The organism is Sphingomonas sp. CROZ-RG-20F-R02-07 (assembly GCF_022662335.1).
Taxonomy (GTDB): domain Bacteria; phylum Pseudomonadota; class Alphaproteobacteria; order Sphingomonadales; family Sphingomonadaceae; genus Sphingomonas.
The window spans coordinates 37675-63139 of sequence record NZ_JAKNQJ010000008.1; the positions used below are offsets into that span (position 1 = coordinate 37675).

The following is a 25465-nucleotide window of genomic DNA, read 5'->3' on the forward strand; positions in this document are numbered from 1 at the left end:
GGGCTCCTGAGAGGTTGCGCGGTCATGCCGCGAGGGCTTGCATGTTGCGGGCGTCGGCCCCTTCGCCAGCAGCGTTCTTGAGCCAGGTGACGGCCTGCTCTGCTTTGGACGCGGCTTTGATGATCGCGCTCGAATCCCCTTTGAGGATACGCAGCCAGTGGTCGATGTAGCTGGCGTGATTGTCGTGCAGCTCGCCCGGCAAGCCGAGGTCGGCACAGATGAGGCACTGACCAATCGATGCGACAAGTTCCTCGAACGCGTAGGCTTGGTCGCCGAACTTCTTGCCGAACTCTCGGTCGAGCCGCGATTGGGCGCCCGAATAGTGCACGTACTCGTGACCGAGCGTGCTGGCATAGTGATCGTCCGAGCGGAACATCGTTCGATGCGGCATCTGGATGTAGTCGCCGATCGGCGAGAAGAACGCCTGATCCCCGCCATGGCGTACGGTAGCGGGCAGAGCGTCGAAGAACCCGTCGATAGCGGCCCGATGCACGCTTTCGATCCGCGGCTCGGGCGGAGCAGAGACCGGATAGTAATAGACCGGTAGTCCGTCGATCTGGTCGACGTTGAAGACGGTGTACGAGCGCAGGAAGCGAACGCTCTTGTTCGCCTCTTCGCCGGTCACCCGGTCTGTCTCGGTCTTGGAGAAGCTCGAGAAGTAGACGCTGTGCGAGCCGTGTTCGCCACGGCGGACCTGGCCACCCAGCTCCTCGGCCTGACGGTAGGTCATCCAGGTTCGCGCCGAGTAGCCGCAGGCGTCGCCGATCGCCCAGAGGTAGAGGTTGTTGATTCCGGTGTACGGCGTTCCGCAATGTCGCAGCGGTCGACCGCCGGCACCGGTCAGGCCCCACGGGCGAGACCACGGCAGCACGCCGGCTTCGAGTTTCTCGATGATCAGGTTCGTGATCTCGGCGGCGACATCGCGGCGAGGCTTGTCGGAAGGTTTGCGACGGAAAGTCATGTCGGGATCTCCCCAGAAACGGAAAAGGCGGCCGCCCCGGTGTCGAGGCGGCCGCCAGTCGGGCCCGAGATGGGCCAGGCAGCGTGTGGACGGCGGACCTATTCGGCCGCGATTAGCGTCGCATCGTCGTTGACGGGCTCGAGTGCGTCCTCGTGATCGTCGTGGCCGTGGTCCGCGAGCTCCTCGAGGGGATCGTCGCTGGTGAGACCGCCCTCGGCATCGCCGGCGTCCTCATCGTCGAGGGTCTCGTCAATGTCCGCGTCGCCAAGCGAGGAGACAGCATCGAAGCGCATTGCATCCGGAACCCAGGCAAGAGCCGCTTCCTTAATCTCCGCCTCGGTGATGGCCTCGCCCGCGAACAGCTTTTCGCACGACGTCGAGATCTCGCCCTTCTTTGAGCCGACGTAGCGTGCGGCGAGCACCGGCCCCCCGACCTCCGTGAGGAGAGCAAGCAGCGTACCTTTCGACACGCGGTCGAAGAAGTTCGCCGATGTCGGCCGCCACCACTTGGCAACGTCGATCTCGAGGATCGATGCGAGACGGCCGTGTAGCGGGTTGGTTTTTGCCGAGCTGTAGTCCGGCTTCGCCTCGAGCGACGATGCGACTGTGACCGCAAGCCAGGATGCCTTGGCGTCGTCATCCAGCGCGCGGAACGCCTCGAACCTCTCGACCGGGCTGGCTGCCGTGGTCCAGTCGCTGACCAGCGCCTCACGCGCCTCACCGATCGCGAGCTGTGCCTGGGTCGCCGGCTGGTCCTTTGGCATCTGGGGATCCTGCGGGCGCCCGGCCGTGATCGTCGTGCCGTAGCGACTATAGCTGCGACCTTGGTCCGCCATGGCGAACAGCATGTAGTCGAGAGCCAGGGCGGGATCGGCAAGGATCGATGCCGCGAGGATATCGCGGCGCTGCACCGCGAGTTCGTCATGAAGCCGCGCACTCAACGGCTTGCCGCCAGGTGCAACCGCCTCGGGCGGCAGCGACGAGGTGTCGCGAGCGCTGCGGCTCGAGCTGGTCGCACCGTCGCCGGTTGCACCTTTCAGCGGCGTTTCGCTGAAGTACGTGGACTCGAGCGTCATTTTGCCGTCGCGGCCGAGCGTCAGGAAGGTGCCGACCTTGCCCTTCATCTCGTCGGCCAGCACGGGCGGTTTGGAGTGGAGCGCCTGATATTCCTCGCGGAGCCGCTCGAACTCCTCCTCGAGCGCTGCGTACGCCGCTTCTTCGAGATCCTCGTCTGCCATCTGCTCCTCGAGTGCCTCGCAGCGCTCGACGATGGCGTCGGAGCGTGCCGCCTCCTCGTCGTCGAGGGGTGCCGGCTCGAGCGTGACGCGGTGCAGGTCCGCGGTCGCGCCGTACAGGCTGGTGTTCGCGATCGGGCGAACCCAAGCGAGCCCCTGCTCCTCACCGACGCGCTTTGCCTCGGCCTCCATGATGGCAGCCGCGAGGGTTTGGGCAAGTTCCGGATCTGACCAACGGTCACCATCCTCGCTGAAAAGGTCGCACTCGACCTGGCCGCCTGCGGCGACGTAGGCGTCGGCGCCGACGAGCATCGCGACAGGATCGCTCGCCTTCATCGTGTCGTTCGCGATCGCGCGGCGGATCTGATCGGCGTTCACGTAGGAAGAGTGACCATACTGCTGGAAAACGCGCTCCTGCTTGGCCTTGTCCTCGGTGGAGCCGTAGGCCTTCGCCATTTCCAGCGTGATGCGCCCCTCGCTCAACGCTTCGAAAATCGGCTCGGCGAGATTGGCAAGCCGGAGTCTCCCCTCAATGAAGCGCCGGGTCTGTCCGAACCGGTTTGCGACCGCGTCGATGTCACCGTCGGATTTGAGGAAATGCTGAAATGCGACGCACTCCTCCGCCGCTGTCATCGGCTCGCGCTGGAAGTTCTCGGTGAGCGACACCTCGCGCAGATCCGCGTCGTTGCCCGAGACGATTTTGACCGGCACGTCGTAGGTGGCCGCGTCGATCTCACCGGCATCGGCGAGCATCATAGCGCCGAGATAGCGCCGATCGCCGGCGATGATCTCGTACGTGCCCTTCGGGCGTGCGGCGGTGACAAGGAGGTTCTGCATGATGCCACGGGCACGGATGCTCGAGGCCATCGCCTCGATGTTCCGCGGCGGCGTAGTACGGACGTTCTTCTCGGAGCGCTTCAGCTTTGCGAGTGGCACGGTCTGGGTCATCGTCGTCTCCATCGGGTGCCCGGCCGCGCGACGTCTCGCCGCACCCCAACCGGACACCCTCTCGCTCCCCCTCTCCTTCCCTGTCTCGAGCGCTCCTGTGCCCGCGCTCGTGCGCGGGTGGCTGATGTGGAGCGCTCTTGCGACGTTGGAGGCGTCGACGTCATCGAGGTCTGAGCATACGCTCCAGAACCGCGGCAGCCTCGGGCACCGGCACGAACACGCGTGTTTTGTAGGCGATCACCTCGGTGAAACAGCCGATCGACTTGAGCCAGGCGAGTTGGTTGGCGGGAGGGCCGACGATCTCGATGCGTGGTAGGCCATTCACCCGCGCGCGCTTGATCTCGCAGGCGAATGGAAGCTTCAGCGGAATGGCATTGCCGCTCTCGACCGCCTGCACGACCTCGCTCGGCGACAGCGAGCTCTCCTCGGTAAGGCCGAGCTTGCCGAACAGCTGATGAAGGTCCCCGGGGAACACGATGCGTCCAAGCCAAGATCTCCCGTCGGCGTCGACGATCCGGCTGACAGCCAGATGCGTACTGGGAAGCGCGGACCAGATTGGTAGAAGAAGCCCCGTCGCGAGCCGGATTGTCTCGGTGTCGACGTGGTTGCGGGCCTGCTCTTCTTCCTCCGCCCACGCCTTGGAGAAGGTATCGCGAGGGCATTCCTCCCAGGCTGTCTCATAGAGGTCGTCGGCAGCCAGGTACTCCCGGCGCGTTGGCCGCATCAGTTCGATGCGCGCCACGGGCATGCCATCCTCTGTCATACCAGCCCGCGCAGGCGTCTTGAGGGCGACCTTCCCGGATTTCGCGTTGCGCACGAACACCGCGGTGTCGTCGGCATCCACCAGGCGCAGTACTCGGTCGAGCGACACCGGGTGGCGACGCCGGGTTACCTCGATAGTGAGCAGATGCGAGGTCGCGCCGCTGACCGTGTCCGTCCGCAGGACCCGATCGTCGAGAACGGTCGCGGTTTCCACCAGCATGGTCTCGACACCGACGTCGAGAGTTCCCGCCTCACGCGCGGCCGCAACGCGCGTTTCGACCAGTGCGAGAAACTCGTCGAAGATGAGGTTTTGCAGGCCGATCGGCAGCGCCAGCAGACGGTTGAGCCAACGCTGGATGGGCGGAAGCTCTTCCTTCAGAACACCGTCCTGGTCGGTCAGTTCGAGCCCGGTGCGGTGGGTGAAGTCCTGCAGGTTGGTGCTCTTCAGCTTCCCGCTTCGGAGCAGGTGATACCAGCTGATCAACGCTGCCTTGGCGTACTCGCTTTCAAGATTGTCGGCAGGATCGAACAGGTTTTGCCCGCCGGTCTGACGCTGCCCGCGGGTTAGCGCACCGAGGCTGTCGAGCCGACGGGCGATGGTGGAGGTAAACCGCAACTCACCCTTGCAGTCGGTGGTGACGGGGCGGAACAGCGGTGAGCAGGCTTGGTGCGTACGATGGGTACGACCAAGCCCTTGGATCGCGCGGTCGGCGCGCCAGCCCGGCTCCAGCAACAGGTGGACTCGCTGCTCCTGGTTCGCCGCGTCAAGGCTGGCATGGTAGGATCGTCCCGTCCCGCCCGCGTCCGAGAAAACGAGGACCCGCTTGCTTCCCGCCATGAACGCCGCAGCGTCGGCCTGCGTCGAGCGCCCCGATCTTGTCTCGAGCTTTTGGGTGCCGTTTGCAGCCGGGACAAGGCGCTTCGTCCGACCGGTCACTTCAGCGACGGTATCGTGGCCGAAATGGGTAAGGACGCCGTCGAGAACCGCGGCGATCGGCGGGAGCGCGCAAAGCTGTTCGATGAGATCGTCGCGGGCCGCTTCCGCCTCGGGGTTAGTGACCGCGTGACCGTCGTCGTCGATGAGCGGACGTGAGCGCACCTCGCCGGTATCGTCACGGTAGTCGCGCATCTGCTGCACCGGAAAGGCGCGGGTCAGATAGTCGATGACCGCCTCGCGCGGCGACAAGTCGATATCGAGCTCCGCGCGCTGATCGGGAGTGAGTTCGCCTAGGCGTCGATTGAGGATCGCCTCGGCGGTGCTGACGAGTTGAAGGACGACCGACTGGCCAGCATCGAGATGCTGGCGAACGGCTGCGAGCACGGTTGGCAGCTTGCAGGACAGGAGCAGGGAGCCGAAGAAGCGTTGCTTGCAGCTCTCGAAGCGCGATCGCGCTGCCGCCTTGGCGCCGGCATTCTTGGTCGCATCGTCCAGTGCGTCGACGACGCCGGTGATCTCAAGCGCCTTCTCCATGTTGCGGTGGATGATACCCCAGGCGTCGGCGTAGCGATCATACACGTCGATCTGATCGGGGGTCAGCTCGTGTCGCAAGATGTCATATTCGACACCTGCGAAACTTAGCGCGCGCGCCGTGTAGAGGCCGGTTGCCTTGAGGTCACGTGCAACGAGCTCCATCGCCGCGATGCCACCCTGGCGTATTTCGGAGATGAACGCTTCACGGTCGGCGAACGAGGTTTCCGGTCCCCAGAGTCCAAGCCGAACGGCATAGGCGAGGTTGTTTACCTCGGAGGCGCCGGTGGCAGAGGCGTATAGCACACGGGCGGCAGGGAGACGGTTCTGGAGGAGGACGCCGGCGATGCCTTGCAGTGAGCCTGCTTTGGTGCCCATTGCCCCTTCGCCGCCGGCAACCCCGCCCATCTCATGAGCCTCGTCAAAGGCGATCACGCCATCGAAGTCGTCTGCTGCCCATGCGATGATCTGTTCGAGCCTCGAAGCGTCGCCCCGACCCGATCGCAGCGTCGGATAGGTGACGAACAGCACCCCCTCGCTCATTGTGACGGGCTCATCGATCTTCCAGCGCGACAGCGGCTGCACATCTGCCGCCATGCCGCCAAGCGCCATCCAGTCGCGTACAGCATCCGCATGGAGTGCCTCATTCTTTGACACCCAAATCGCTTTGCGTCGTCCAGCCAACCAGTTGTCGAGGATGATGGCAGCAACCTGGCGACCCTTGCCCGCTCCCGTGCCGTCGCCAAGGAAGAAGCCTTTGCGGTACTGGCGGCCGGCAGCGTCGAGAACGAGACCGACCCCTTCCTTGTCGCAGGTGAACATGCCCGGGATGAACTGCGTCCAGGCGTGACCGGCGTAGACGACGGTTTCGAGCTGCGACGACGACAGAAGGCGTTCCGATACGGTCCGTTCCGGCAAATGTGGGATGTGTGACGGGATCGGCGCTGGAATGGAGCCCATGGCCACGGACTCGACCAGCGACGTCGGGTGCTCCCCGGCCGCCTCGAAGACGATCCGGCTGGGGCGGTACGGCAGATAGACGCCGACCTGCTCCGCGATCGGCGCTGGTGTCTCGAGCACTTGGTAGCCGACCGGCAGTACCTCGTTGCGGGTCGGCGCGCGGAAGATGCGCGGCGCTACAGCCGGCCGCGATTTCATGGCTCGTAAGAGCGAAACGGCCCCTCCCCGCTTAACTGGGGTCCCCAGGACTTCGATTTGTGGCGATCCCCGCTTCGGGACGATAAGCGCTTCGATCAGTTCACCGACGTTCCGGCGCGATATCGTGACGGTCGTGGTATCACCCACTGCCTTGTCGATCACGTACAGCCGGACCGAGACCCCGGTCCCGTGTTTTTCATAGCCGTTCGTCAGGCGGATCGAGGTTCGCAGCGCCATGCCGGCGAACGTCATGGCCCAGATATCGGCCATCCGTGCGGAGTTGGCGAACCAATCCGGCATGACGGCGACCAAGCGCCCTCCCGGCAGCAACCGCTTCAAAGCAGCCTGGAGATGGCGGACGGCCGCAAGCGCGTCGGAGCCGCGGCCGACGGATCGGGAGAACGGCGGATTCATGAGGATGAGGCTTGGACGGGGCAGATTGGTCATTGTGCTGCCGATCGCCGCCCCGTCGTGGCCGGAAACCTCGGCACCGGGGAAGGAAGCGGCAAGCCGCGCGCGCCGGGCAGGGTCGATCTCATTGAGGTGCAGAGTAGCCACCCTCGGTAGTTGGGCGACAAGCAGACCGTTACCTGCGCTCGGTTCGAGAACGACGTCGGTCGGCTGCGCCGCGGCAAGCAGGACCACAACCGCCGCGATGTCGACAGGCGTTGAGAACTGCTGCCAGTCGATTTGATCCTCGCTGCGTACAGTCTGCGTCGGCAGGCGGTCGAGCAGGTCTAGGGCGAACTGGATGTCAGCCGGTGACTGCAGCGCCGGAGCGCTGCTCACAAGGTGGAGTGCGAGCGCATGTTCGAGGACCTCGAAGCTGTCACGCTGGGTCCAGCACCCGTCAGCGTCGGTGCCTCCATAGGCCGCAACCATCGCGTCGTTCAGGTCTCGGCGGCTGAGCTTCGTATCGCCGCTGAAGAGCGGCAAGAGGCTGCGCGCGGCGTCGGTGCAAGCGGATGCACGGTCATCTTTGGGGTCGAACAGGTCGGTCATGGTGCGGGTCTCCGGGACTGGCTGCGTGCTGCAGCTCAGTCCCCCGCTCCCCCTCCCCTTCTCAGCCCTTGGGCTTCAGTACGTCGGCCCAGTCGCCGTATTGTTGCGGCGGCGCCATGCGGGCGAGCGTCAATCCGCGTTCCCGATAGGCGCGCCAGGCCTTGGTTCGCGCTCGACGTCCTTCGGGATCGTTGTCTTCGGCGATGATCAGCCGTGTCACGTCTGTCGGGATCTGAATGCGGTCGAGCCGCGCCGCTCCGAGGGTCGCCCAGCACGGTATCTGGTTGATCTGGGTGAAAGCAGCGGCCGTCTCGAAGCCTTCGGCGAGAGCGAGCGTGTCGCCTGTCCTACTGCCACACCACGCGCCCGCACCAGGAGTGCCAAGCATCACCTTGTCGAGATAACCGCCGTGCGCGACGTCCAGGAAGATCCGTTGGATCGCCCGAAGAGTGTTGCCCTCGTGGACTGCTACAATGAGCGCCGGGAGAAAGCGGGTCGAAGGCTTGGGACCCCACGGGCACCGGGGATGAAACCGGAGGTTTTCGAGGGGCAAGCGGAGCCCGCGGCTGGAGAGGTATTCAGCAGCTGGCGTGGCGTCGACCGGTAGCCCCTCGTGCCAGATACGGCCGACGTTGCTTCCGCTGGACACCCTTCTCGAGGGAGGAGGATCAAAGCTCGTGGATGGACGCACCCGAGAGATCTCGCGGAGCACATCGCCTGGATCGCACCCAGCGAAGCAATGAACGAGGATCCCGTCGTGCCCCTGTCTGACGGACAAGCTGGGATCGCGGTCCTCGTGCGCGGGGCAGCGGCACGTCGCGATATAGCCACGCCAAGTGCCGCCAAGGGCACCTACAATGTCGACGACGCGCTGGGTTGGTCTGAGGGCAATCAGGGACATTCCCGTCTCCTTTCACCCCCTTTCACCCCCTCCCCTTCCTACAGAAAGGCACATTACCGCTTTCACGAGTAGACGGCGAAGCGTGAAGCCGATAAGCCGCTTTTGCAGTTTGCAGGTTTTACGATTACACGCTTTCACGGAAGGTAGCTTGGCCATGATAGTCGCATTGCTCAATCAGAAGGGTGGCGTCGGAAAGACGACGCTTAGCGTCAATCTAGCCTCCAGTTTGGCGCGCGATGGGTCGCGCGTCTTGCTGATCGATGCGGATCCGCAGGGCAGCTCGCTTGACTGGGCCGCTGCCCGCCAGGATCAACCGATGATCTCGGTGGTCGGTTTTCCTCGCCCCACGATCCATAAGGAACTGGATCAGATCGGCCATGGATATGACCATGTCGTCATCGACGGTCCTCCCCGGGTAACCGAACTGGCACGATCGGCGATCATGGCAGCAGACGTGGTGTTGGTTCCCGTCCAGCCCTCGCCGTACGATATCTGGGCAGCCGACGAGGTGGTGAAGCTGATCGTCGAAGCTTCAGTATTTAAGGAAGGGCTGAAGGCCACATTTGTGGTAAATCGTAAAGTCGCAAAGACGGCGATTGGGCGGGACGTGGTCGAGGCGCTGGCAGCTTATCAGATCCCAACCATGACCGCGCAGATCGTGCAGCGGGTGGTCTTCGCCGAAGCGGCTGCAACGGGGCGCGCCGTTTTCGAGATCGACAGCAAGAGCGCGGCCGCAACGGAGATAGAGGCTGTCCGCGCCGAACTGATGGAGTTAGTGGCATGAGCAAGAAAGTGACCATCGGGCCGCGGCCGTCGATCGCTGCAGCACCGCCCGCGGAGGCCGACGCTTGGGTAGGGGCCGGTGCGGAGAAGGCGGCGGAGCCGCGCGCCGCGGACGTTAAGATGAAGCGGCTTACGATCGACATTCCCGAAGGCCTGCATCGCGCGATCAAGTCGCAGTGCGCCATGAGGGGTACAAAAATCGCTGATGAGGTACGCGACCTCCTAATCCAGAAATACGACGCGTCGTAAAGGCGTAATTCCGGTTATCCGTAAAGCCTGCGATACGGGAACACGAAAGGGCGCATCGTCGTATTTGCTGGAATCTGGGTAGCCAGCTTTCCGCAAAAGCCGGTCCGCAGTGTTCGCCGCGCTGCAGGCCTCGATGAACCGCATCGTCGAACGCTCGTCGACAGGGTAATTTTTTTCCACGTTGACCACGCTCGGCGATGCTGGCTGTTTCGCGCAATGAAGCACATCGGCGCGCTAAGATTTGTCACAGGCTTGGTAGCGGCATCTGCCGTTACCGGACCGGTTGTCGCTTCACAGCGCCAGGCGGAACTGGTCGCGTTCCGAGGCTTATCTGATGGCGTCGTGATTGAGGTCGGACGGGCGACTGCAAAACCGCCAACCGTTGATCTCGCGGAACAAGGCGTATCGCCGACTGCGTTGCAGAACGATTTTCAGAGCATCGCAGGTCTCGAGCAGGCGCCGGCCGTTCCGGAGGTCCCAAATCCGCCGATCGCGATCCCGCTCTGGATGCAGACGGGGAGGGTGATGACCGGCGCTGCGCAGGTCGCTCGGAGCATCGTGGCTCCGTACATGTACAGCCCGGCCGCCTGTTCGATGACGCCTTACCATCCTCGTGGCGATCTGGCGCCGTGGCAGGAGGCACGCCGCGCGCGGTATTTCCCGCTGATCTCGGCGGTCGCCTGTGAGGCCGGCGTGCCAACCGGGCTCCTCGATGCGCTCGTCGCGCAGGAGAGCCGCTACGATCCTCTGATCGTGTCCAACAAAGGTGCGGTTGGTCTGACCCAGTTGATGCCCGACACAGCTCGCGGCCTGGGTGTCTTCGACTCCCGGGATCCGCTGGCCAATCTAAGGGGAGGGGCCAAGTACCTTCGATCCCATCTCGATGAGTTCAAGCGGGTAGACCTCGCCCTGGCAGCCTACAACGCCGGCCCCGGTCGGGTCCGGACCTTAGGCCGGATCCCACCATTTCGGGAAACGATCGACTACGTTGCTGCTATAACCAAGGGGTGGAGCAGCGGCGCCTACAGAGCCGCGTCCGTGCAGACCGCTGCAATGCCGATCGCCGCAACATGGCGGGGCAGGAGGGTCCAGATGCTGGCTTATACGTCGACGAGCGTGCCGAACCCAAGGTAATGAGCGAAGTAGAGCGCGATACCGAGGATGGCCGGCGCACCTAGGAGGTAGTTGAGCTGCCAACGGACCCACATCCGCGGCGCCACAAGGACCTTGTCGAGCACCGTCGCGGTCGGAAGTCGGCTAGTTCCGGAACGATAGTCGTACGCCGTCTTGATGACAGCGAAAACGGCACACATCGCCACCATGACGCCGACGGCGGCATAGAGGGAGAGCCAGGCTTGGAGTGTCGCTTGGGGCATGTTGACCACCTAGCAGCAAGATGCTGACGATCGCTTAACCTTCCTAGCGCCGGTAAGTTACCAGCGGTCACCCGACAAATCGACGGCGCGATCGCTTGGAGGGGAGGGGGAGGGGGCGTCATCAGTGCGCGGCCATTCGCTCGGTCCTAAATCCCCAGAGGGTCTTCTGAAGATCGAGCTCTCCTCTTTTAGCTCTTGCGATCATCCCCGCATAGTAGGCGCCGGCGGTGAGGCGGATCTCGTTGCGAGCTTCCCGCTCGGCTGTAATCATCACCGCGACCGCGGCACCGTCACGCCCCAGCGTGTCGATTGCGTCGACCCAAGTTCCCGAGCGGATGCCAAGATCCTGCCGCAACCGCGCGGCAGCGTTGTGGGCGTCGGACCAGCTTGGCCTCGTCTCCGTCAGATACATCGCCGTCGTCGGAAACATGTCGGCTAGATCGGAGGGCCGTACCTTGAGGATGCTCTTGGACGGGGAGGGAGGGAGCACCGCCTGGTTTGGAACCCCCACCTCAGGGTCAGAACTACATCCTCGATCAGCTTGTACGGACTTTTTAGAGGGAATGGTTTGTATATGTATGCAGGGAGATTCTGCTGACCCCGACGGGTTATTTTCAACTGAAAACATGAACTGATCGATCGTCTCGCCAACAAGGTCCTCGACCCCGCTTAGGCTGTCGAGCGCGATTTGATAGCCATCTGCATCGCCCATGGCTTTGGCCTGCGCTGCTGCGAAGGCAGCTGCATCGATCGCGTCCTGCAATGCCATCCAGTGCGAGCCTGTGAGGTTGAGATCCGCCGCTTGGGCGAGGGCCTGGCCAACGATCCGCCTGACGCGGGCGATCTCCTTCTTGCCGCTCTTGAAGAGCGCATAGAGGGCGTTGAGCCGATCGCCGGCGTCCTTCAGTTCGGCATAGCGCAGTCGGATCGGTGACAGATCGAGACCGTAGGCCTCGACGATAACGCCGTCACGGTTCCGGAAACCGCTCCGCCGTCCCGATGCGCTGTCATGGCCGAGAATAAGGCCGGCAGCGCGCAGCTCGCGCAGCCGTGCCTTGATGCAGGCCACGGTCTTCCTGACCTCGTCGGCTAGATGTTGGTTGCTTGGCCAGACGACCAGCGGGCGATCATCCGTCCAGTCGGACTCCCAGGTGAGCTGCACGAGGTCCATCAGCGTCTCGATTGCGCCGTTGCTGACACCAATCGCGCCTTTCAGCGCCTTCACGGCCCTGCGCGCATCCTGTTTGGAGACCTGGATGCCAGTCGCGTCGACGACCTTCATCCGGCGGGTGAGCTCGCGTGTCAGCGCCGTGATCGGCCGCGCGCCGGTGCGGCCCGTGAAAGCGGTTTGGGTATAGGTCATCGTTCGCCCCCTCGAGTGGAGGGACCGTCAGCAGGCAAAACTCGTGCGTGGCGCGAATCGCGCTCCCTTGAACCTTCCGTCGGAAATGGCTAAATAGGAGGTCTATCGAGTGACCGGTCAGCGTTTGGCGACGCTGCCCATCTAACGGTTCCAGGGTGCCCGGCCTTCGTGCCGGGCATTCGTTTATGTGGCCACGGTCATAGCTCCAGAAATACGACGGTATGTCGCTCGAGCACACTGCCGCAGATGCAAAAGTTAAGGAACAACGAGTATTCGTGGTATCGGCTACGCTTGCCGAAAAAGGTTCGTGGTATCGACTACGCCTGCGCACGTAAGTTCGTGGTATCGACTACGCAGCCAGGCAATCTTCGCGGTATCGACTACGCTTTCGCAGGTAGACAGGACTACTGGTGCGATTCGCAGACATCGACGGCAGAGCGCATTCGGTCGACCGTTGCTGCTAAGCCGGCGAACGGGCCAGATCAGTTGTCCGGAGTAGCTTTCGCTCGCTTCATTGGGGCCGCCACTGTCGGCACCTCCTTTATGACAACGACGTCGTCGAAAACCTTGGCGCTTTTAGACGCTCCGTCTGCCGGTTGAATGGAAAACTCAAAGCCCGGAACTGTGCCGTTTGCGGCCTCAACGACGTAAGGCTTGAAGAGCCGCGTTAGGCTTTGATGGCCAATCTGGTGTTGAAGGTCGCCCAGTCTTATCGATGTCACGCCCGAGAAGCGGAGGAAGCAAGCCACCTCGTAGAGCCTACGGTTGATCGGGCTCAACTGGAAGTAACTGGGCGCATATTGCATGACGCTACGATCCTTGAGGATCGCTCTGAAGAGCCAATCACACAGACGGACGTTCACCGCCTTCAATCGGCGCTCGCCTGTTCGCGTCTTGGTGTATTGGAGGCGAGCCGTCTCGACCCAAGAGAAGAAGCCGGCCTCTCCCTCCCCGCCAGTCTCGATATCTGTCTTGATCTGGGTGCTTTGCAGCCGCTCCAGCGCTTCATACAGTCGCGTGTAAGCGTTCGCAGAGGGGGTAGCGCCGGTGACCCGAAAGAAGTCATTAGCCGTGAACACAAAGTTCTGGCTTACCTCCTCGCCATTCTCGATCTTCGTGGCCATGAGGCTCGCGATGTAGAGGATGACTTCCTTGTCATAGATATTTGCCACACCCTTGTGACCGGGGTTTACCTCAATAGTGATATCCCCGGTGCTATAGGCGAGTGGCTTCATCCACGCCTGCTTCGTCAAGGCGAAGAACGGGTATGCCATCAACGAGAGCTCGCCGTGAACGCCGCCCCGCAGAGGGCTGTCCATGGAAAACAGGTCGCCTTGCATGGGCGCCACTGCACTTTTGTCGGCGCCGGCCGGGGCCTTCGGGCTCGACGTTCGCGGCTCGGCCGCCTTACCCTTGGGCATGACAGGCTCCGTTCCTTACAGGCCGGAGGAATTGGACCTCAGCCGCGCCAAGACGCCGGGCGTAGCCGATACCACGAGCGCGCCGACGGTTCAGCGAGGCGACCGGGCCAGGCGTAGTCGATACCACGAACTCTGCACCGCATTTCGGGGGTAATGACATTCCCGTGCAGGGGAGAGGGCCGGTAGCGCCGTCCGACTTCGTATTATCGACTACGCCTTTGGTCGGTGCTCCGGCCTGACCGCTCGGCGTCGTCGCAAACGACCTGTTTTGACGACCCCCTGTGGGAATCGCGTCACCGGCGCGATCGGCTGAGAGGTCCGCTTCGGAATGTGACTTCTCAAAACCCATCGCCAATTGTAATCCCGATCTATGGGCCTTGTCGATGAGTTTTGAGAAAAATCGATGCTGATTGGGTACGCGCGCGTGTCGACAGCTGAGCAGGATCTGACGATGCAGCTGGACGCGCTGGCCAAGGCCGGCTGCGAGCGGTCGTTCTCGGACAAGGCGAGCGGCGCGAAGATTAGTCGGCCCGGGTTGCTCGAGGCCATCAGCTACGCGCGGGCCGGCGACGTCCTGGTCGTCTGGAAGTTGGATCGCCTCGGTCGCACCATGAAGGGTCTGGTCGACCTGGCCGCCGAGCTCGAGGAGAAGGGCATAGGCTTGCGATCGATCACGGACGGGATTGATACGTCTGGCACAGCCGGTCGGTTGGTGTTCAACATCCTCGCCGCCATGGCGCAGATGGAGCGTGAACTGGTCAAGGAGCGCACCACAGCGGCGCTTGAGGTAGCCCGGCGTCGAGGGCGATTCGGCGGTCGAAAGTCCGTCATGACCGATGATCGTAGAAATGCGGCCGAGAGCTTGTTGAAAACGCAGATGACGCCGCGTGAGATCGCCGGGGCGATCGGCGTCTCGCTCTCGACCTTTTACCGCCATTTTCCTGGGAAGTGACTGCCGGTCGCGTCTGGGTTCGCGGCGGCTAGTAACGTGAGATCGTCCTATGGACGCGAACCCCGTCCCGGCCACTACCGGGCTGACACAGGGTCGGCTGCTGCATCGGCTTCCGTATCCTGGTCGAGATCTGCGATCGTTGAGGCGTGTCCCTTCGTGAGGTGCGCCGCTGGAGGGGATCTGAAGCCCTCGGAACCGAGAAATTCGTACTTGATGTAGCGATCGCTCTCGATCCGCTCGAGAACGGCATTGATGACCGCTTCGCGAGAAGGGAGCTGAAGCCGCTGCTGGAGGCGTTCCGCGATTGCAACAGCAATCGGAGACAACGCGATCGTCGAGCGGCGATAACCAGCCTGGTCCTCGCGCTCCTTCTTCAGTCGCATAGATCGGGTGCTGCGTTTTAGAGGCTGATCGTCGTTCGTCATAGGGCGACGACATTCTGCCAGGGTCAGGCGCGACGCAATACGGCTGCTGCATACCGAAGCAAGGCTGGGCCGGGCTGCACGGCGATCAACGCGCGGCTCACTGCGCGTGGGTGTCGAGACTGGCGCCCGCCCCGCCGCGAGCAACGTAAGTAGGATCCTGCTGGGCACGATAGTCGGTCAGCATGCCTTCGTAGAGGGTCATCGTCTTGTTCAACGATTGAAGAAAGACGGGGTCGAAATAGATCATCGGCTCGTTGAGGATATCGACGGCGAAGAAAGCTCGGATCACGTCGATTTCGAGGATCTCGGCGAGTTGATCGATCAGGTGGCCGGTTAACGGCGTTCTTCCCGCCTTGATCTTCACGACGAGGCTGAGGCTTCGCCCGAGACGATTCGCCACTTCTGGGTTGGTTAGGCCGCGACGCCGCCATTCCTCTCGGAACAGCGTGAGAAAACCCCGTTGTCTGTCAGCGCTGACGGCGAATGCCTTGCCTTGGTGGTACATGGTGCGACCCCCTCACCGGTCGCAATACTCCAGTATTCCGAGGATTTGTCAATCAGGCTCGGCGACGGGAAGATGTGAACAATCCTTAAATGTTCCATGAAATACGGCGAGCAGTGCTATTACGAAGGCGAGCCGAGTTGGGACTGGATGATCGGTGTACTGCATGGCTAGGTCACGCGCTTGCTGGAACATCGGTTTTTGGCTGAGCGGAATGCGCAGCGTGACCCGGACATCGCCCGGTAGATCGAGCTCCTGAGCCTCCTCTACCAACGCTTTCGGATCCTCTGCACAGAGGAAAATCTCCATCCCTTTCAGTGCGGTAGCGGACACGCTCTCGAACGCGAGCGTGTGATGCGAGTGGATACGAATGGCGTGACTCGCGAGCCGGAAAACCGACTTATCGAACGTGAATGTGTAGATCACCTGGGACATAGGCGACCATATTCCTTCCCCCAGGGGATAGGCCATACCCGATCAGCAATAGCCCCAAGCGCCGGTTGTCGGCGGATGCAGCTCACTCGCCCATCCTTCACAAAGACGATCGCAAGTAAACAGGGTAATTTTTTTACCCTGTAGGGGCCTGCGCGTCCGGTCGCACCGATCCGGATCGATCTCCCTGAGCGCCGCAACTGCGAACAACAGTGTTACGATCGTTGTCACAGACAAGGTAACTTTTTTCCTCTGTTCAAGTGTTACGATTTCGTTTTTTTTATCAGCGGCGCAGCAATTCGCTTCGTCTATCAAGGGGAAAGAGCATGTCTGCACTTGCGATGCCGAAGGAGGGTCGTACCAACGCCGTCCTTCTCGGTCTGGCAATCATCGCCATGGTGATGGTTCTGGGCGCGTCGGCGGCCTTCGCCGGCACCGATACGACGTTCAATACCGCTCTGACGAAGTTCACGGACTTCCTTGAGGGCTCGGGCGGCAAGATCATCACCGTGATGAGCCTCGCCGGCGGCATCGTCGCGCTCGCGTCGGGTCGCTTCAGCCTCGGCCAGGTGGCCGTTCCCGTCGCGGTCGGCGTCGGCGCCGGCACCGGCATTCCGATCGTCACCTCGACCGTCACTGCGACGATCTGAGGCGCGGCTGGAATCAACCGCTGGGAGGGCGGCTTAGCTTATGGACCGGTATTCCATCCCCTCGCATCTCGACGACCCGGAGCTGATCGGCTTCTGGACGCTGGACGAGTTCCTCGCGATGGCGATCCCCTTCATCTGGGGCATCCTATCGCAGCACGTCGTGATCGGGTTGGTGGTCTCGTTGCTCGGGTGGTGGGGGTTTCGGAAACTCAAAGCCGGGAAGGCCTCGTCGTGGATTCTCCACATGGCCTACTGGCATCTCCCGTCGAGCTTTACCGGGCTTAAAGCGACGCCGCCCTCTCACCTTCGCGTGATGGTGGGCTAAATGGATTACAGTGTCGGCCTCGCGCAGTCGCAGCGGGTCATCAAGCAACGCAACATGCTCGGCATCGTCGCGCTCGTGCTGGCGGGCCTTGTCGTCCTGCTCTTCCTGGTGGGCGCGACACGCGACCGGGAAATCGTGCTGCAGCCGATCGTGCGCACACCGCTGACGCTCTCCTCGAGCGGGGTCAGCAAGGATTATCTCGAGATGGTCACGCGCGACACCGCGTTGATGACGCTCAATCGATCGCCGGAGAACCTCCAGTATTGGATGGACTCGATACTCGCGATCGCCACGCCCGAGAGCCACGGCGCGCTCAAGCGTGATCTCATGAAGATCGTCAATGAGCAGAATGGCTCGACGATCAGCCAGTATTTCACCCTCACCGGCATGAAGGTCGACCCCGAGGGTCTGACCTCTGAGGTGAGTGGGACACTCCACACTGTCGTCGGTTCGAAGTCGGTCACCGCCGAGCCGAAGATCTTTCGTTTTTACTGGGCGTATCGCGGCCTCTCCCTGCAGCTGAAGGGCTTCGGGATGGTGAGCAAGGCCGACAAGGACGGCGCCGCACTCGGAGACGCGTCATGAGCCCTCTGCTTGCATACGGTCTTATCGGCGCTGGAGGAGCGGTCACCAGTCGGTGGTGCCATCTGTCGCGATTGATCGGCGGGTGCATGATCGTGGTTGGTGGGGTTGCGCTCGCGGCGCCAGCTTTCGCAGACGAGCACGTGCTGGCGCGCGACAACAGCGAGGTCGCCTGCACAATGTCCAAGTCGGGGCTGACTCGCGTCAGCCTCAAGGACGATCGCTTTGCCAGCGTCTCCAAGCTCACCACCGGCGTCGACAGCGAGGACTTCACCGTCGTCAATGAGCCCAACCGCGGCGATATCTACGTCTCGGTGCCTGAAGGCTACTCCCGCGCGACGGTCTCCTTCTTCGGCACAACGGCAAAAGGCTACGTTTACAAGTTCTCCTGCCGCCTCGCCGGCGACGACGCACAGCAGGTCTTTGTCGAGAACAAGGACGTCGAAACCGAGAAGCAGACGCAGGTCGCTTCCGCGGCGCCGACCCCGCAGGAGGCATCCGCGAACCTCGTCCAGGCGATGTACGAGAATGCCAATCTCGATGGCTTCGAGATCCGGCCCGCGTCGATGGCGGCCGTAATGATCGGCGCTCTCAAGGTGCAGATGATCTCAGAATACCGCGGCGCGCAGATCGCAGGCCGGGTCCTGCGGATCCAGAACACCGGCAAGGCGCCGGTATCGCTCGGTGAGGGGACGATTGCGCCGTCTAACGCGATCGCGGTCTCGGTGCCGCACCCTGACCTCAAGCCCGGTGAAGCCACCACCGTCTACATCGTCACGCCTTCGGGCCTCGCCAACGGAGTGCGGCCATGAGCCTCAGGGACATCTTCAATCGCAACAAGGCCAAGCAGCTCGATGCTGAGCCCGAGGAGGGCGACGACACCGGCATGATGGCCGGCAATGAGGCCGTTCGGAAAAAGCAGACGATGTGGTTGTCGATCATCGCCGGCTTCATCGTGCTGTTCGGAGGTTGGTACATCCTCAAGCCGTCAGGCAAGGCCACGATCGCGCAGACCGACGGCAAGGACGTGACGATCGCGACCGACGACATGGTCAACCGCAACATGTCTCAGCGCGAGTGGCAGGCCTCTTCCGAGGCGCAGATGCAGTCCATCAACAATCAGCTGAAGTCGGTCGATGGCCAGGCGGCGCAGATGCGCGCGCTTCAGGAACAGGTCGCGGCGCTGCAGGGCCAGAACCAGTCAATGGCGTCCGATGGCCAACGGGTCATGAGCGCCTACCAGCAGGAGAACGACCAGCTGCGCAAGCAGATTTCCGACCGTTCCACCACGCCTGCACCAGCGCCGATCCCGACCCAGATGTACGGAGCCGGGCAGCCGAACTTCCGCACTCCCGGTGGAGCAGCGGGTCCGATGACGGCAGGGGAGGCGGCTGCGGCTGCGGTCGCTTCGCGCCAGATCAAGCTCGTCTCGTTCGAGGGTGGTCCCACCGGCACCGCCACCCGGATTTCCGGTGGCACCACTAGCTATACCGACAGCCCGAACTACCTGCCGCCCAACTCCATCGCCAAGGCGAAGGTCATCGTCGGCGTCGACGCTTCTGCGGGTGTCCAGTCGCAGTCCGATCCTCTGCCCGTCGTGCTGCGCATCACCGGACCGGCACGCTCGGTCTATCGGGACGGCAAGCTGCTCACGACACGGATCGAGGGCTGCCTCATCAACGGCGCGGCGCGCGGCGATCTCTCATCCGAGAAGGTCTATGTGAAGCTGCAGCGGATGACCTGCCCGCAGTCAAACGGCCGCTATGCCGTGTCGGACGTGAAGGGCTTCATCAGCTTCGCCGGCAAGACCGGCGTGCGCGGCCGGGTCGTCAGCCGCGAGGGTGGCCTGGTCGGTCAGGCATTCCTTGCCGGCGTTGCGGGCGGCATCGGCCGCGGTTTCGCAGCCAACGCCAACTCGTCGCTGCTCGGCTCGAACATCACGGTGAACGGGAAGCGTCAGATGCTCGGCGCTGGCGAGCTCGCAACCGGCGGCATCGGCAACGGTGTCGCGGAAGCCGGCGACATGGTCAGCAAGTATCTGATCGAGCGTGCCGAGCAATACCAACCGGTAATCGAGATGCCCACCGGCATCGATGTCGAGATCGTCTTCCTCGAGGGCGTCTTCATCCAGAACTGAGCGGCCTCGACTAGGTCGGAAAGGCGGAAGAGTTATGATGCAGGGTTTGGGATCGTTGTCCCTCGCGGCCATGGCGGCGCTTCTCACCGGAAGCGCGGCGGCTCCCGACGGCGAAATCGTCAAGGCGGCGCTGGCCAAGAGGCTGCCTAAAACGCAGGTGACTTCGGTCGACTGCTCCAAGGTGGAAGGCTTGTGCGAGGTCGTCGCCGGGTCGAACCTCTTCTACGTCGACAAGTCGGCTCGTTTCCTTGTCATCGGCCGCGTCTACGACATGCAGACGCGCCAAGACCTGACCGCGGCGCGGTTGCTCGCGCTCAACCCCGACATGCTTGTTGGCGGCTCCGCGAAGGCGAATAGCGCGGCCGATGCGCCCGACGCACCGCCGGCGTCGGTGGGCGCGAGCACGCGCGTGACCCAGGCGGCGTCGCCGCAGCGCCTCGACCTATCAGTGCTGTCGAAGAAGGGCGCGATCGTCTGGGGCTCGGGCGCCCAGACGGTGACCGTCTTCTCCGACTTCCATTGCGGATACTGCCGGGCGCTCAGCCAGTCGCTCGAGTCGATGAACGTCACCGTGATCGAGCGCCCGATCTCGGTACTGGGGAGCCGCGAGGTTGCAGATCTCGTGCTGTGCGCGCGCGACAAGCATGCGGCGGTTCGTGCCGCCTATGCGCAGGACGAGATCCGCACGGGTCCCAAGTGCGACACCAGCGGGCTCGATGAGAACGAGGCGTTCGCCAAGGCACATGGCCTCAACGGTACGCCGGTCATCGTCCGCTCGGACGGCGCGGTGATGGAGGGCTTCAAGCCGAAGCCTCAGCTCGAAGCATGGTTGAAGGGAGCGAGGTCGTGAAGAGCGATGTCATCTACCTGCCGGCAGGCCCGGTGCCTGCGCCGCGGACCCGTCGCAATCGTCTGCTGACGGGGATCGCTCTTGCCGTCGCCGGGCTCGGCATGACCAGTTGCACGACGTTCGGTACGAACATTTCGGGCAAGTTCGGCTGCGGCGCGCCTGCAGGGGGAAGCTGTGCGCCAGCGACCGTCATCGACGACAAGGCGCTGGCCGAGATCACCGGCGACACTAGCTTCCGGCCGGCGGTGCAATATCAGCAGGGGCCGGTGCGACCCGCTCCGCAAAGTGTCGCGATCGCGGCGGCCGGGCCGGTCGGGGTCGGGCCGCAGAAGGTCCTGCGCATCGTCTTCCCCGCGCACACCGACGGCGCTGGACGTTACCATGAGACGAGCGTCGTCCAGGCGGTGGTCGACACCGGCCAATGGGTGGCGGCGACCAACGGGCATGGACCGGGCCTCGCTGCCTCGACCACACTGAACGTCAGCCCCGAGATCCTGTCGCAGCTGGGCGCGCCGATCGACGCCGTGACCGCGAACGAGCAGGCGACCGCCGAGCGCCTGGTCGCGGATGCGCCGGCGGTGCCCCTTGCCGGATCGACCGCACCAACCGTCGGTGCGGTCGCGGCCGCGCGAGCCAAAGCAAAGACAGGTCGCCCTCTTGCCGCGACCAAGACGCCCGCGCCGGTGCCGACACCCTCGACGACCGTCGCAGCGGCAGCGCCCGCAGGGCAGCGGATCGCTTCCTCGTCGCCGACCAATCGGCCCGCGCGCTTCAGCCCGAACGTGGAGGACTGATCCCATGGCAGCCAAAAGGGGGTTTATCGCCCGGATGCTCGGCGACACGCGTGGGACGGACGAGGGTACGCCCGCCTTTGACGCGCCGATGCTCTCGAATTGGCTGCCGTACCGCAGCTACGACGCTCGACACGATATCTTCTACCAGACGAACTCCATCGGCTTCGCACTCGAGCTCGCGCCTCTCATGGGTGCAGACGAGCGAACCGGCGAGATCCTGGCTCAGCTTCTCTCCGAAAGCATCCCATCAAACGCGCGGGTCCAGATCCTCGCGTTCCAGAGCCCGCGCGTCGGCAAGCTGATTGCGCAATATGCACTGCCGCGTTTCAAGGCGGGCGGCGTCCACCGCAAGATCGCGGAGCATCGTTCAGCGTTCCTGCGCCAAGGCGCGTGGGTATCGATGTCGAAGGATGGTCCCTTCCACGTCCGCAATCACCGCATCTTCCTCTCGGTCTCGATCGCGAGCGGCAAAGCGACGCCCGAGGAGCTTGTCGGCGTACGGGACGGCATCGTCTCGACCCTTCAGTCGATCGATATGCCCTCGGTGAGGATGAAGCCGGTCGACCTCATCTCGCTGATCGATGACATCACTGCTCCCGCGTTCAACGTGGCGGAAGAGGTCCTCGAGTATTCCGAGCTCGATCCAATCGCCGATCAATGCATGCGTCGGGACGTGCAAACCGTGGTGCAGGCGGACCGGCTGCTCGTCTCGGTCGAGCCGCTTCGCGCGGTCACCAATCTGTCGGGTGAGACAGCCTACGAGGAGATCCGTCCGGACACGTTCGACTATCGCTTCTTCTCGGTCCGCAACCTGCCGAACCGCTGGGCGCCGTGGGACGTCCAGAAGCTGATCGGCGACATGTTCTCCGACAAGCTGCGCCCGGGGTGTCCGACGCTCACGTCGCTCTGCCTATGCTACCAGGACGAGCAGGCCGCATCCTCCAAGGCCGGCTATAAATTCATGCGCACCTCGAGCCTCGCTGACTCCAAGTCGGCGCGACTTCTCCCGCAGCTCAAGGATCAGAGCCGTGAGTGGGAGCACGTGACGCAGGAGCTTCGCCTCGGCAAGAAGCTCGTTCAGGCCTATTATTCGGTCGGCATCATCAGCCCGAAAGGGCAGGGCGACGCCAACGAGCGCACCGTCAAGTCGATGTACAAGGCGGCAGGATGGGATCTGCTCGACGAGCGTTTCCTTCAGATCATGGCGTTCATGTCATGCCTGCCGATGACGTTGGGCAACGGCATCGACAGCGACCTGAAGCGCATGAAGCGCCTGCGCACGATGCTCACCAGCACGACTGCGAATATGCTCCCCATCCAGGGTGAGTATCTGGGCGGCCACCTGCCGCACCTGATGTTCGTCGGGCGGCGAGGGCAGCCCTTCTTCTGGTCGCCCTTCGAGAACAAGGCGGGCAACCACAATGTGGCGGTGTTCGGCAAATCGGGCTCGGGCAAGTCGGTCGCGCTGCAGGAGCTGTGCGCCGCCTTCGCCGGCGTAGGTGCGAAGATCATCGTCATCGACGACGGTCGCTCCTTCGAACACATGGCCAAGAGCCTCGGCGGCAATTTCGTCGAGTTCCGCCTTCGCGACGGCTTCAGTCTCAATCCCTTCTCGATGATCGACGAGGCGCTTGTGGCTCAGGACGAGGACTATCTCGTCGACGCGCTTGCGATGCTTAAGTCGATCATCGGGCAGATGGGCCGTCATATCGACAAGCTCAATGACACCGAGCGCGGCTTGATTGACCGGGCGGTAAACCGGGTGTGGGAGGCAAAGGGTCGCGGCGGTAGCGTCGATGACGTGGTGCAGGAGCTGCGCACTGACGGTAGCCCGCAAGGCACCGATCTCGCCATCGCCATGTTTCCGTTCTCGTCTGAGGGCACCTACGGCCAGTTCTTCGTCGGCGAGGCGTCGGTCGATATGTCCAACGCGCTCACCGTTTTCGAGCTGTCCGACCTGGCCAGTCGCGAGGAGCTGCGCTCGGTCGTTCTCACCGCGATCATGTTCATGTCGAGCCAGACAATGCGCCGCATGGATCGCCAGATCCCCAAGGCGCTCTTGATCGACGAGGCGTGGCAGATGCTGCGCGGCGGATCGATGGCCGATTTCGTCGAGACATACAGCCGTACGTGCCGCAAGTACGGCGCCTCGCTCATCACGGCCACGCAGAGCCTGAACGACTACTACAAGTCGGAGGGCAGCCTTGCGGCGCTGGAGAACAGCGACTGGTCGGTCATCTTAATGCAGAAGCCCGACACGATCTCGGACTTCCAGAAGCACGGCCGGTTCGACATGGACCCCTATACCGAAAGCCTTCTGCGATCGCTGAAGCGAAATGGGGCTGAATATTCGGACATCATGATCAAGGGGCCGGACAGCCAGGCGGTAGGCCGGCTCGTCCTCGATAAATATTCGGCCACGCTCTACTCCTCTAGCCCGCAGACGTTCGCCGCGATCGAGCACCTGATCGAGCAAGGCTTCTCGATGGACGAGGCGATCGAGCGCGTCGCGTTTCCGGAACAGTATCTGGAGGCTGCGGAGTGACCGCCACCAACGAGTTCGGCTTCGACAGCGACTGGCATGTCGCAAGCGGCCGGGACAGGGCAGTCCGCTGGCAGCGCGACCTACGCCGGGCGATCGCCGACACCAGCTACATCGCGCTGCGGTTCTCGGGCTGGCTCGCCATGACGACGCTGGCCGCGCTGGGCGTCACCGTGCTGTTCTTCTTGATGCTGGGCAATTTCACCCCGCTCGGCTTCTTCTCCCAGGTCGCCAATTTGGGGTCGCACTTCGTTGCGGCTGACGCCGCGCGGCGCGCGACGTTCGTCGGCGAGCTGCGCATCGTTGCCCTCCTCATCTTCGGGGTCATCGCGCTGCTGCGCTGGCAGCTGCTCTTCGCGATCCTCGTTTCCTCGAAAGGCCCTCGTCATGGTTGACGTCCTCGACAAGCCCACGCCGGCCGCGGCCGCTCATCCGACATCACCCAGCGAGATGCTCGATCGTCCCGGCCTCGACGTGCCGAGCGCGCGCAAGCCGCCTCTTGCAACACCGCCGGCGACGAAGAAAGCCGAAGGCCTGCCTCCGATCACCTGGGCCATGGCAGCGATCGCGATTGCCATGCTGCTCTGGGGTGCTTGGGTCACGAAGCATATCGCCAGTCCCGCTGCTGCAGTGCCGATGGCGAGCGTCAGGCTCGAGGCGATCGTCAGCGAGTATGTTCAGGCGCAGAGCCACAGCAATGGCCAACCCGACGCCGTAGCGGCGCAAACTCGCGCTTTCATGGGCACGCTTGACCAGGAGCTGCAGAAGATAGGGGCCTCGGGTACGACGGTGCTCGTCGGCGAGGCCATCCTTTCCAAGAACGTCCCAGACATCACCGATCAGATCCGCCGTGCGGTCTATGCGAAGGTCCCGCTTCCCGTGGCCTCCGCAGCCCCGCCGGCTGGTCCCTCGGTCGGCGCGGTTACCCCATCAGCCTCCGGGGTAGCCGCGCCGATCGCGCCGGCCGCATCGCCGTTCGCATCGCCGCCACAGGGCTCCGGGCTCGACGCCGCGATCGCGCCCTCCGTCACGGGACAGGCCGGTGGCCAGTAACGCCACCTCTCTCGGCCCGATCCCGTCGGAGAGGGCCGTCCGCCCCGACGCGCTGGCGCGCCGCGTGCTCTTCGCCAAGCGCGTGCGGCAGTGGAGCGCGGTCGCGCTGATGGCTGTCGCCTGGGCTTCCTACAACACCATCTCGGACTGGCAGAAGCACAACGCCTTCCTCATCAACGCCAGCGATAGCCTCCCGAACTGGGCCTTCTTCGTCCACCTCCACCATACACCCGCGAAAGACGACTACGTCTTCTTCGCACCGCCGGCGAACCCGCTCGTGCGGCGCCATTTTGGACCGGACTCCGGCCCGTTCGGAAAGCGAGTCATCGGCATGCCGGGTGCGCTCGTCGAGCACCGGGGATCTGACGTCTATGTTGATGGCATCCGCGTTGCCCATATGAAGCCGTTCACCCGCACCGGCGAGCCGCTCACCCCGGGACCGGTCGGCCGCGTGCCGCGTGGCTGCTACTATGTGGGCACTCCCCATCCCGACGGGTTCGACAGCCGTTATGCCGAGATTGGCTTCGCCTGCGCGAACCAGGTGATCGGAACCGGGACGCCGATCCTGTGAGCTCGCGTCGCCTCCTCGCTGCG

At 63.4% G+C, this 25465-nt stretch carries 25 protein-coding genes; 15 read left to right on the plus strand and 10 right to left on the minus strand.

The features are described from left to right. Positions 1–22: 22 nt before the first annotated feature. The 4 genes from L8H00_RS12755 to L8H00_RS12770 all read right to left on the minus strand — a co-directional run bounded on the left by L8H00_RS12755 (position 23) and on the right by L8H00_RS12770 (position 8435). Positions 23–961, minus strand: coding sequence for a zincin-like metallopeptidase domain-containing protein (locus L8H00_RS12755; protein ID WP_133192201.1), 939 nt, complete (start codon positions 959–961; stop codon positions 23–25). Between the two features lie 98 nt (positions 962–1059). After that, positions 1060–3144: a ParB/RepB/Spo0J family partition protein gene (locus L8H00_RS12760; protein WP_242097703.1), complete on the minus strand. Its 2085-nt coding sequence runs from the start codon at positions 3142–3144 to the stop codon at positions 1060–1062. Positions 3145–3304: 160 nt separating this feature from the next. Continuing rightward, positions 3305–7534 carry a strawberry notch family protein gene (locus L8H00_RS12765; RefSeq protein WP_242097704.1) on the minus strand — a complete coding sequence of 1410 codons (4230 nt, stop codon included), beginning with the start codon at positions 7532–7534 and terminating at the stop codon, positions 3305–3307. 61 nt (positions 7535–7595) lie between these two features. Further along, positions 7596–8435 carry a toprim domain-containing protein gene (locus L8H00_RS12770; RefSeq protein ID WP_242097705.1) on the minus strand — a complete coding sequence of 280 codons (840 nt, stop codon included), beginning with the start codon at positions 8433–8435 and terminating at the stop codon, positions 7596–7598. A gap of 154 nt (positions 8436–8589) precedes the next feature. On the opposite strand from L8H00_RS12770, the gene parA reads away from it, so the two are divergent. From parA to L8H00_RS12785, 3 genes are all read left to right on the plus strand, one after another. Beyond that, entirely contained in the window at positions 8590–9219 is a 630-nt protein-coding gene (gene parA / locus L8H00_RS12775) for a ParA family partition ATPase (protein ID WP_242097771.1), read from the plus strand. Further along, positions 9216–9467 carry a plasmid partition protein ParG gene (locus L8H00_RS12780; protein ID WP_133192197.1) on the plus strand — a complete coding sequence of 84 codons (252 nt, stop codon included), beginning with the start codon at positions 9216–9218 and terminating at the stop codon, positions 9465–9467. Before parA ends, L8H00_RS12780 begins: the two co-directional genes overlap by 4 nt. Before the next feature lie 216 nt (positions 9468–9683). Next, positions 9684–10601: a lytic transglycosylase domain-containing protein gene (locus L8H00_RS12785; RefSeq protein WP_242097706.1), complete on the plus strand. Its 918-nt coding sequence runs from the start codon at positions 9684–9686 to the stop codon at positions 10599–10601. Here the strand turns inward: L8H00_RS12785 and L8H00_RS12790 are convergent. The 3 genes from L8H00_RS12790 to L8H00_RS12800 all read right to left on the minus strand — a co-directional run bounded on the left by L8H00_RS12790 (position 10568) and on the right by L8H00_RS12800 (position 13627). Next, positions 10568–10843, minus strand: a complete 276-nt coding sequence (locus tag L8H00_RS12790) for a hypothetical protein (protein ID WP_133192196.1) — start codon at positions 10841–10843, stop codon at positions 10568–10570. The genes L8H00_RS12785 and L8H00_RS12790 overlap by 34 nt on opposite strands. Before the next feature lie 121 nt (positions 10844–10964). Continuing rightward, positions 10965–12206 (minus strand): plasmid replication protein RepC, encoded by a 1242-nt coding sequence (repC, locus tag L8H00_RS12795; protein ID WP_242097707.1) that lies wholly within the window; start codon positions 12204–12206, stop codon positions 10965–10967. A 482-nt stretch (positions 12207–12688) separates the two neighbouring features. After that, entirely contained in the window at positions 12689–13627 is a 939-nt protein-coding gene (locus tag L8H00_RS12800; RefSeq protein WP_242097708.1) for a replication initiator protein A, read from the minus strand. Positions 13628–14030: 403 nt separating this feature from the next. Between L8H00_RS12800 and L8H00_RS12805 the strand changes: the two genes are divergently transcribed. After that, entirely contained in the window at positions 14031–14579 is a 549-nt protein-coding gene (locus L8H00_RS12805; RefSeq protein WP_133192347.1) for a recombinase family protein, read from the plus strand. Positions 14580–14653: 74 nt separating this feature from the next. Here L8H00_RS12805 and L8H00_RS12810 read toward each other — a convergent pair whose 3' ends face one another. The 3 genes from L8H00_RS12810 to L8H00_RS12820 form a co-directional block, all read right to left on the minus strand. Then, the gene (locus tag L8H00_RS12810; RefSeq protein ID WP_133192346.1) at positions 14654–15004 is read right to left on the minus strand and encodes a hypothetical protein; all 351 of its coding nucleotides are present in this window, start codon (positions 15002–15004) and stop codon (positions 14654–14656) included. A 97-nt stretch (positions 15005–15101) separates the two neighbouring features. Further along, the gene (locus L8H00_RS12815) at positions 15102–15509 is read right to left on the minus strand and encodes a helix-turn-helix transcriptional regulator (protein ID WP_133192345.1); all 408 of its coding nucleotides are present in this window, start codon (positions 15507–15509) and stop codon (positions 15102–15104) included. 48 nt (positions 15510–15557) lie between these two features. Next, entirely contained in the window at positions 15558–15941 is a 384-nt protein-coding gene (locus L8H00_RS12820; protein WP_242097709.1) for a hypothetical protein, read from the minus strand. Positions 15942–16333: 392 nt separating this feature from the next. Between L8H00_RS12820 and L8H00_RS12825 the strand changes: the two genes are divergently transcribed. The 11 genes from L8H00_RS12825 to L8H00_RS12875 are packed head-to-tail and all read left to right on the plus strand — an operon-like array spanning position 16334 to position 25442. Beyond that, a complete protein-coding gene (locus L8H00_RS12825; protein ID WP_232307963.1) occupies positions 16334–16588 on the plus strand; it encodes a hypothetical protein in 255 nt (84 codons plus the stop codon). A 40-nt stretch (positions 16589–16628) separates the two neighbouring features. After that, a complete protein-coding gene (gene traL / locus L8H00_RS12830; protein WP_133192342.1) occupies positions 16629–16913 on the plus strand; it encodes a type IV conjugative transfer system protein TraL in 285 nt (94 codons plus the stop codon). After that, complete coding sequence (locus L8H00_RS12835; protein WP_133192341.1) at positions 16914–17498, plus strand: type IV conjugative transfer system protein TraE; 585 nt, start codon at positions 16914–16916, stop codon at positions 17496–17498. Further along, positions 17495–18307 carry a type-F conjugative transfer system secretin TraK gene (locus tag L8H00_RS12840; RefSeq protein WP_133192340.1) on the plus strand — a complete coding sequence of 271 codons (813 nt, stop codon included), beginning with the start codon at positions 17495–17497 and terminating at the stop codon, positions 18305–18307. Before L8H00_RS12835 ends, L8H00_RS12840 begins: the two co-directional genes overlap by 4 nt. Beyond that, positions 18304–19632, plus strand: coding sequence for a TrbI/VirB10 family protein (locus L8H00_RS12845; protein WP_133192339.1), 1329 nt, complete (start codon positions 18304–18306; stop codon positions 19630–19632). Before L8H00_RS12840 ends, L8H00_RS12845 begins: the two co-directional genes overlap by 4 nt. Before the next feature lie 34 nt (positions 19633–19666). Next, a complete protein-coding gene (locus L8H00_RS12850; RefSeq protein WP_240699134.1) occupies positions 19667–20482 on the plus strand; it encodes a DsbC family protein in 816 nt (271 codons plus the stop codon). Then, a complete protein-coding gene (locus L8H00_RS12855) occupies positions 20479–21276 on the plus strand; it encodes a conjugal transfer protein (protein ID WP_242097710.1) in 798 nt (265 codons plus the stop codon). Before L8H00_RS12850 ends, L8H00_RS12855 begins: the two co-directional genes overlap by 4 nt. 4 nt (positions 21277–21280) lie before the next feature. Then, positions 21281–23821, plus strand: a complete 2541-nt coding sequence (gene traC, locus L8H00_RS12860; protein ID WP_133192336.1) for a type IV secretion system protein TraC — start codon at positions 21281–21283, stop codon at positions 23819–23821. After that, positions 23818–24213: a hypothetical protein gene (locus L8H00_RS12865; protein WP_242097711.1), complete on the plus strand. Its 396-nt coding sequence runs from the start codon at positions 23818–23820 to the stop codon at positions 24211–24213. Before traC ends, L8H00_RS12865 begins: the two co-directional genes overlap by 4 nt. Further along, positions 24206–24871 (plus strand): TrbI F-type domain-containing protein, encoded by a 666-nt coding sequence (locus tag L8H00_RS12870; protein WP_133192335.1) that lies wholly within the window; start codon positions 24206–24208, stop codon positions 24869–24871. Before L8H00_RS12865 ends, L8H00_RS12870 begins: the two co-directional genes overlap by 8 nt. Next, on the plus strand, positions 24861–25442 hold the full coding sequence (locus tag L8H00_RS12875; protein ID WP_347340731.1) for a S26 family signal peptidase: 582 nt from the start codon (positions 24861–24863) through the stop codon (positions 25440–25442). The genes L8H00_RS12870 and L8H00_RS12875 overlap by 11 nt, the downstream gene beginning before the upstream one ends. Positions 25443–25465 lie beyond the last annotated feature (23 nt).

What these genes read in the sequence shown, in the direction of transcription:
- L8H00_RS12760 (WP_242097703.1), bottom strand. Translation starts at nt 3,144, where the DNA reads ATGACCCAGACCGTGCCACTCGCAAAGCTGAAGCGCTCCGAGAAGAAC.
- L8H00_RS12770 (WP_242097705.1), bottom strand. Translation starts at nt 8,435, where the DNA reads ATGTCCCTGATTGCCCTCAGACCAACCCAGCGCGTCGTCGACATTGTA.
- repC (WP_242097707.1), bottom strand. Translation starts at nt 12,206, where the DNA reads ATGACCTATACCCAAACCGCTTTCACGGGCCGCACCGGCGCGCGGCCG.
- traL (WP_133192342.1), top strand. Translation starts at nt 16,629, where the DNA reads ATGGACCGGTATTCCATCCCCTCGCATCTCGACGACCCGGAGCTGATC.
- L8H00_RS12825 (WP_232307963.1), top strand. Translation starts at nt 16,334, where the DNA reads ATGGTGATGGTTCTGGGCGCGTCGGCGGCCTTCGCCGGCACCGATACG.
- L8H00_RS12845 (WP_133192339.1), top strand. Translation starts at nt 18,304, where the DNA reads ATGAGCCTCAGGGACATCTTCAATCGCAACAAGGCCAAGCAGCTCGAT.
- L8H00_RS12780 (WP_133192197.1), top strand. Translation starts at nt 9,216, where the DNA reads ATGAGCAAGAAAGTGACCATCGGGCCGCGGCCGTCGATCGCTGCAGCA.
- L8H00_RS12800 (WP_242097708.1), bottom strand. Translation starts at nt 13,627, where the DNA reads ATGCCCAAGGGTAAGGCGGCCGAGCCGCGAACGTCGAGCCCGAAGGCC.
- L8H00_RS12805 (WP_133192347.1), top strand. Translation starts at nt 14,031, where the DNA reads ATGCTGATTGGGTACGCGCGCGTGTCGACAGCTGAGCAGGATCTGACG.
- L8H00_RS12785 (WP_242097706.1), top strand. Translation starts at nt 9,684, where the DNA reads ATGAAGCACATCGGCGCGCTAAGATTTGTCACAGGCTTGGTAGCGGCA.
- L8H00_RS12840 (WP_133192340.1), top strand. Translation starts at nt 17,495, where the DNA reads ATGAGCCCTCTGCTTGCATACGGTCTTATCGGCGCTGGAGGAGCGGTC.
- L8H00_RS12790 (WP_133192196.1), bottom strand. Translation starts at nt 10,843, where the DNA reads ATGCCCCAAGCGACACTCCAAGCCTGGCTCTCCCTCTATGCCGCCGTC.
- L8H00_RS12870 (WP_133192335.1), top strand. Translation starts at nt 24,206, where the DNA reads ATGGTTGACGTCCTCGACAAGCCCACGCCGGCCGCGGCCGCTCATCCG.
- parA (WP_242097771.1), top strand. Translation starts at nt 8,590, where the DNA reads ATGATAGTCGCATTGCTCAATCAGAAGGGTGGCGTCGGAAAGACGACG.
- L8H00_RS12820 (WP_242097709.1), bottom strand. Translation starts at nt 15,941, where the DNA reads ATGTCCCAGGTGATCTACACATTCACGTTCGATAAGTCGGTTTTCCGG.
- L8H00_RS12815 (WP_133192345.1), bottom strand. Translation starts at nt 15,509, where the DNA reads ATGTACCACCAAGGCAAGGCATTCGCCGTCAGCGCTGACAGACAACGG.
- traC (WP_133192336.1), top strand. Translation starts at nt 21,281, where the DNA reads ATGGCAGCCAAAAGGGGGTTTATCGCCCGGATGCTCGGCGACACGCGT.
- L8H00_RS12755 (WP_133192201.1), bottom strand. Translation starts at nt 961, where the DNA reads ATGACTTTCCGTCGCAAACCTTCCGACAAGCCTCGCCGCGATGTCGCC.
- L8H00_RS12850 (WP_240699134.1), top strand. Translation starts at nt 19,667, where the DNA reads ATGATGCAGGGTTTGGGATCGTTGTCCCTCGCGGCCATGGCGGCGCTT.
- L8H00_RS12765 (WP_242097704.1), bottom strand. Translation starts at nt 7,534, where the DNA reads ATGACCGACCTGTTCGACCCCAAAGATGACCGTGCATCCGCTTGCACC.
- L8H00_RS12835 (WP_133192341.1), top strand. Translation starts at nt 16,914, where the DNA reads ATGGATTACAGTGTCGGCCTCGCGCAGTCGCAGCGGGTCATCAAGCAA.
- L8H00_RS12810 (WP_133192346.1), bottom strand. Translation starts at nt 15,004, where the DNA reads ATGACGAACGACGATCAGCCTCTAAAACGCAGCACCCGATCTATGCGA.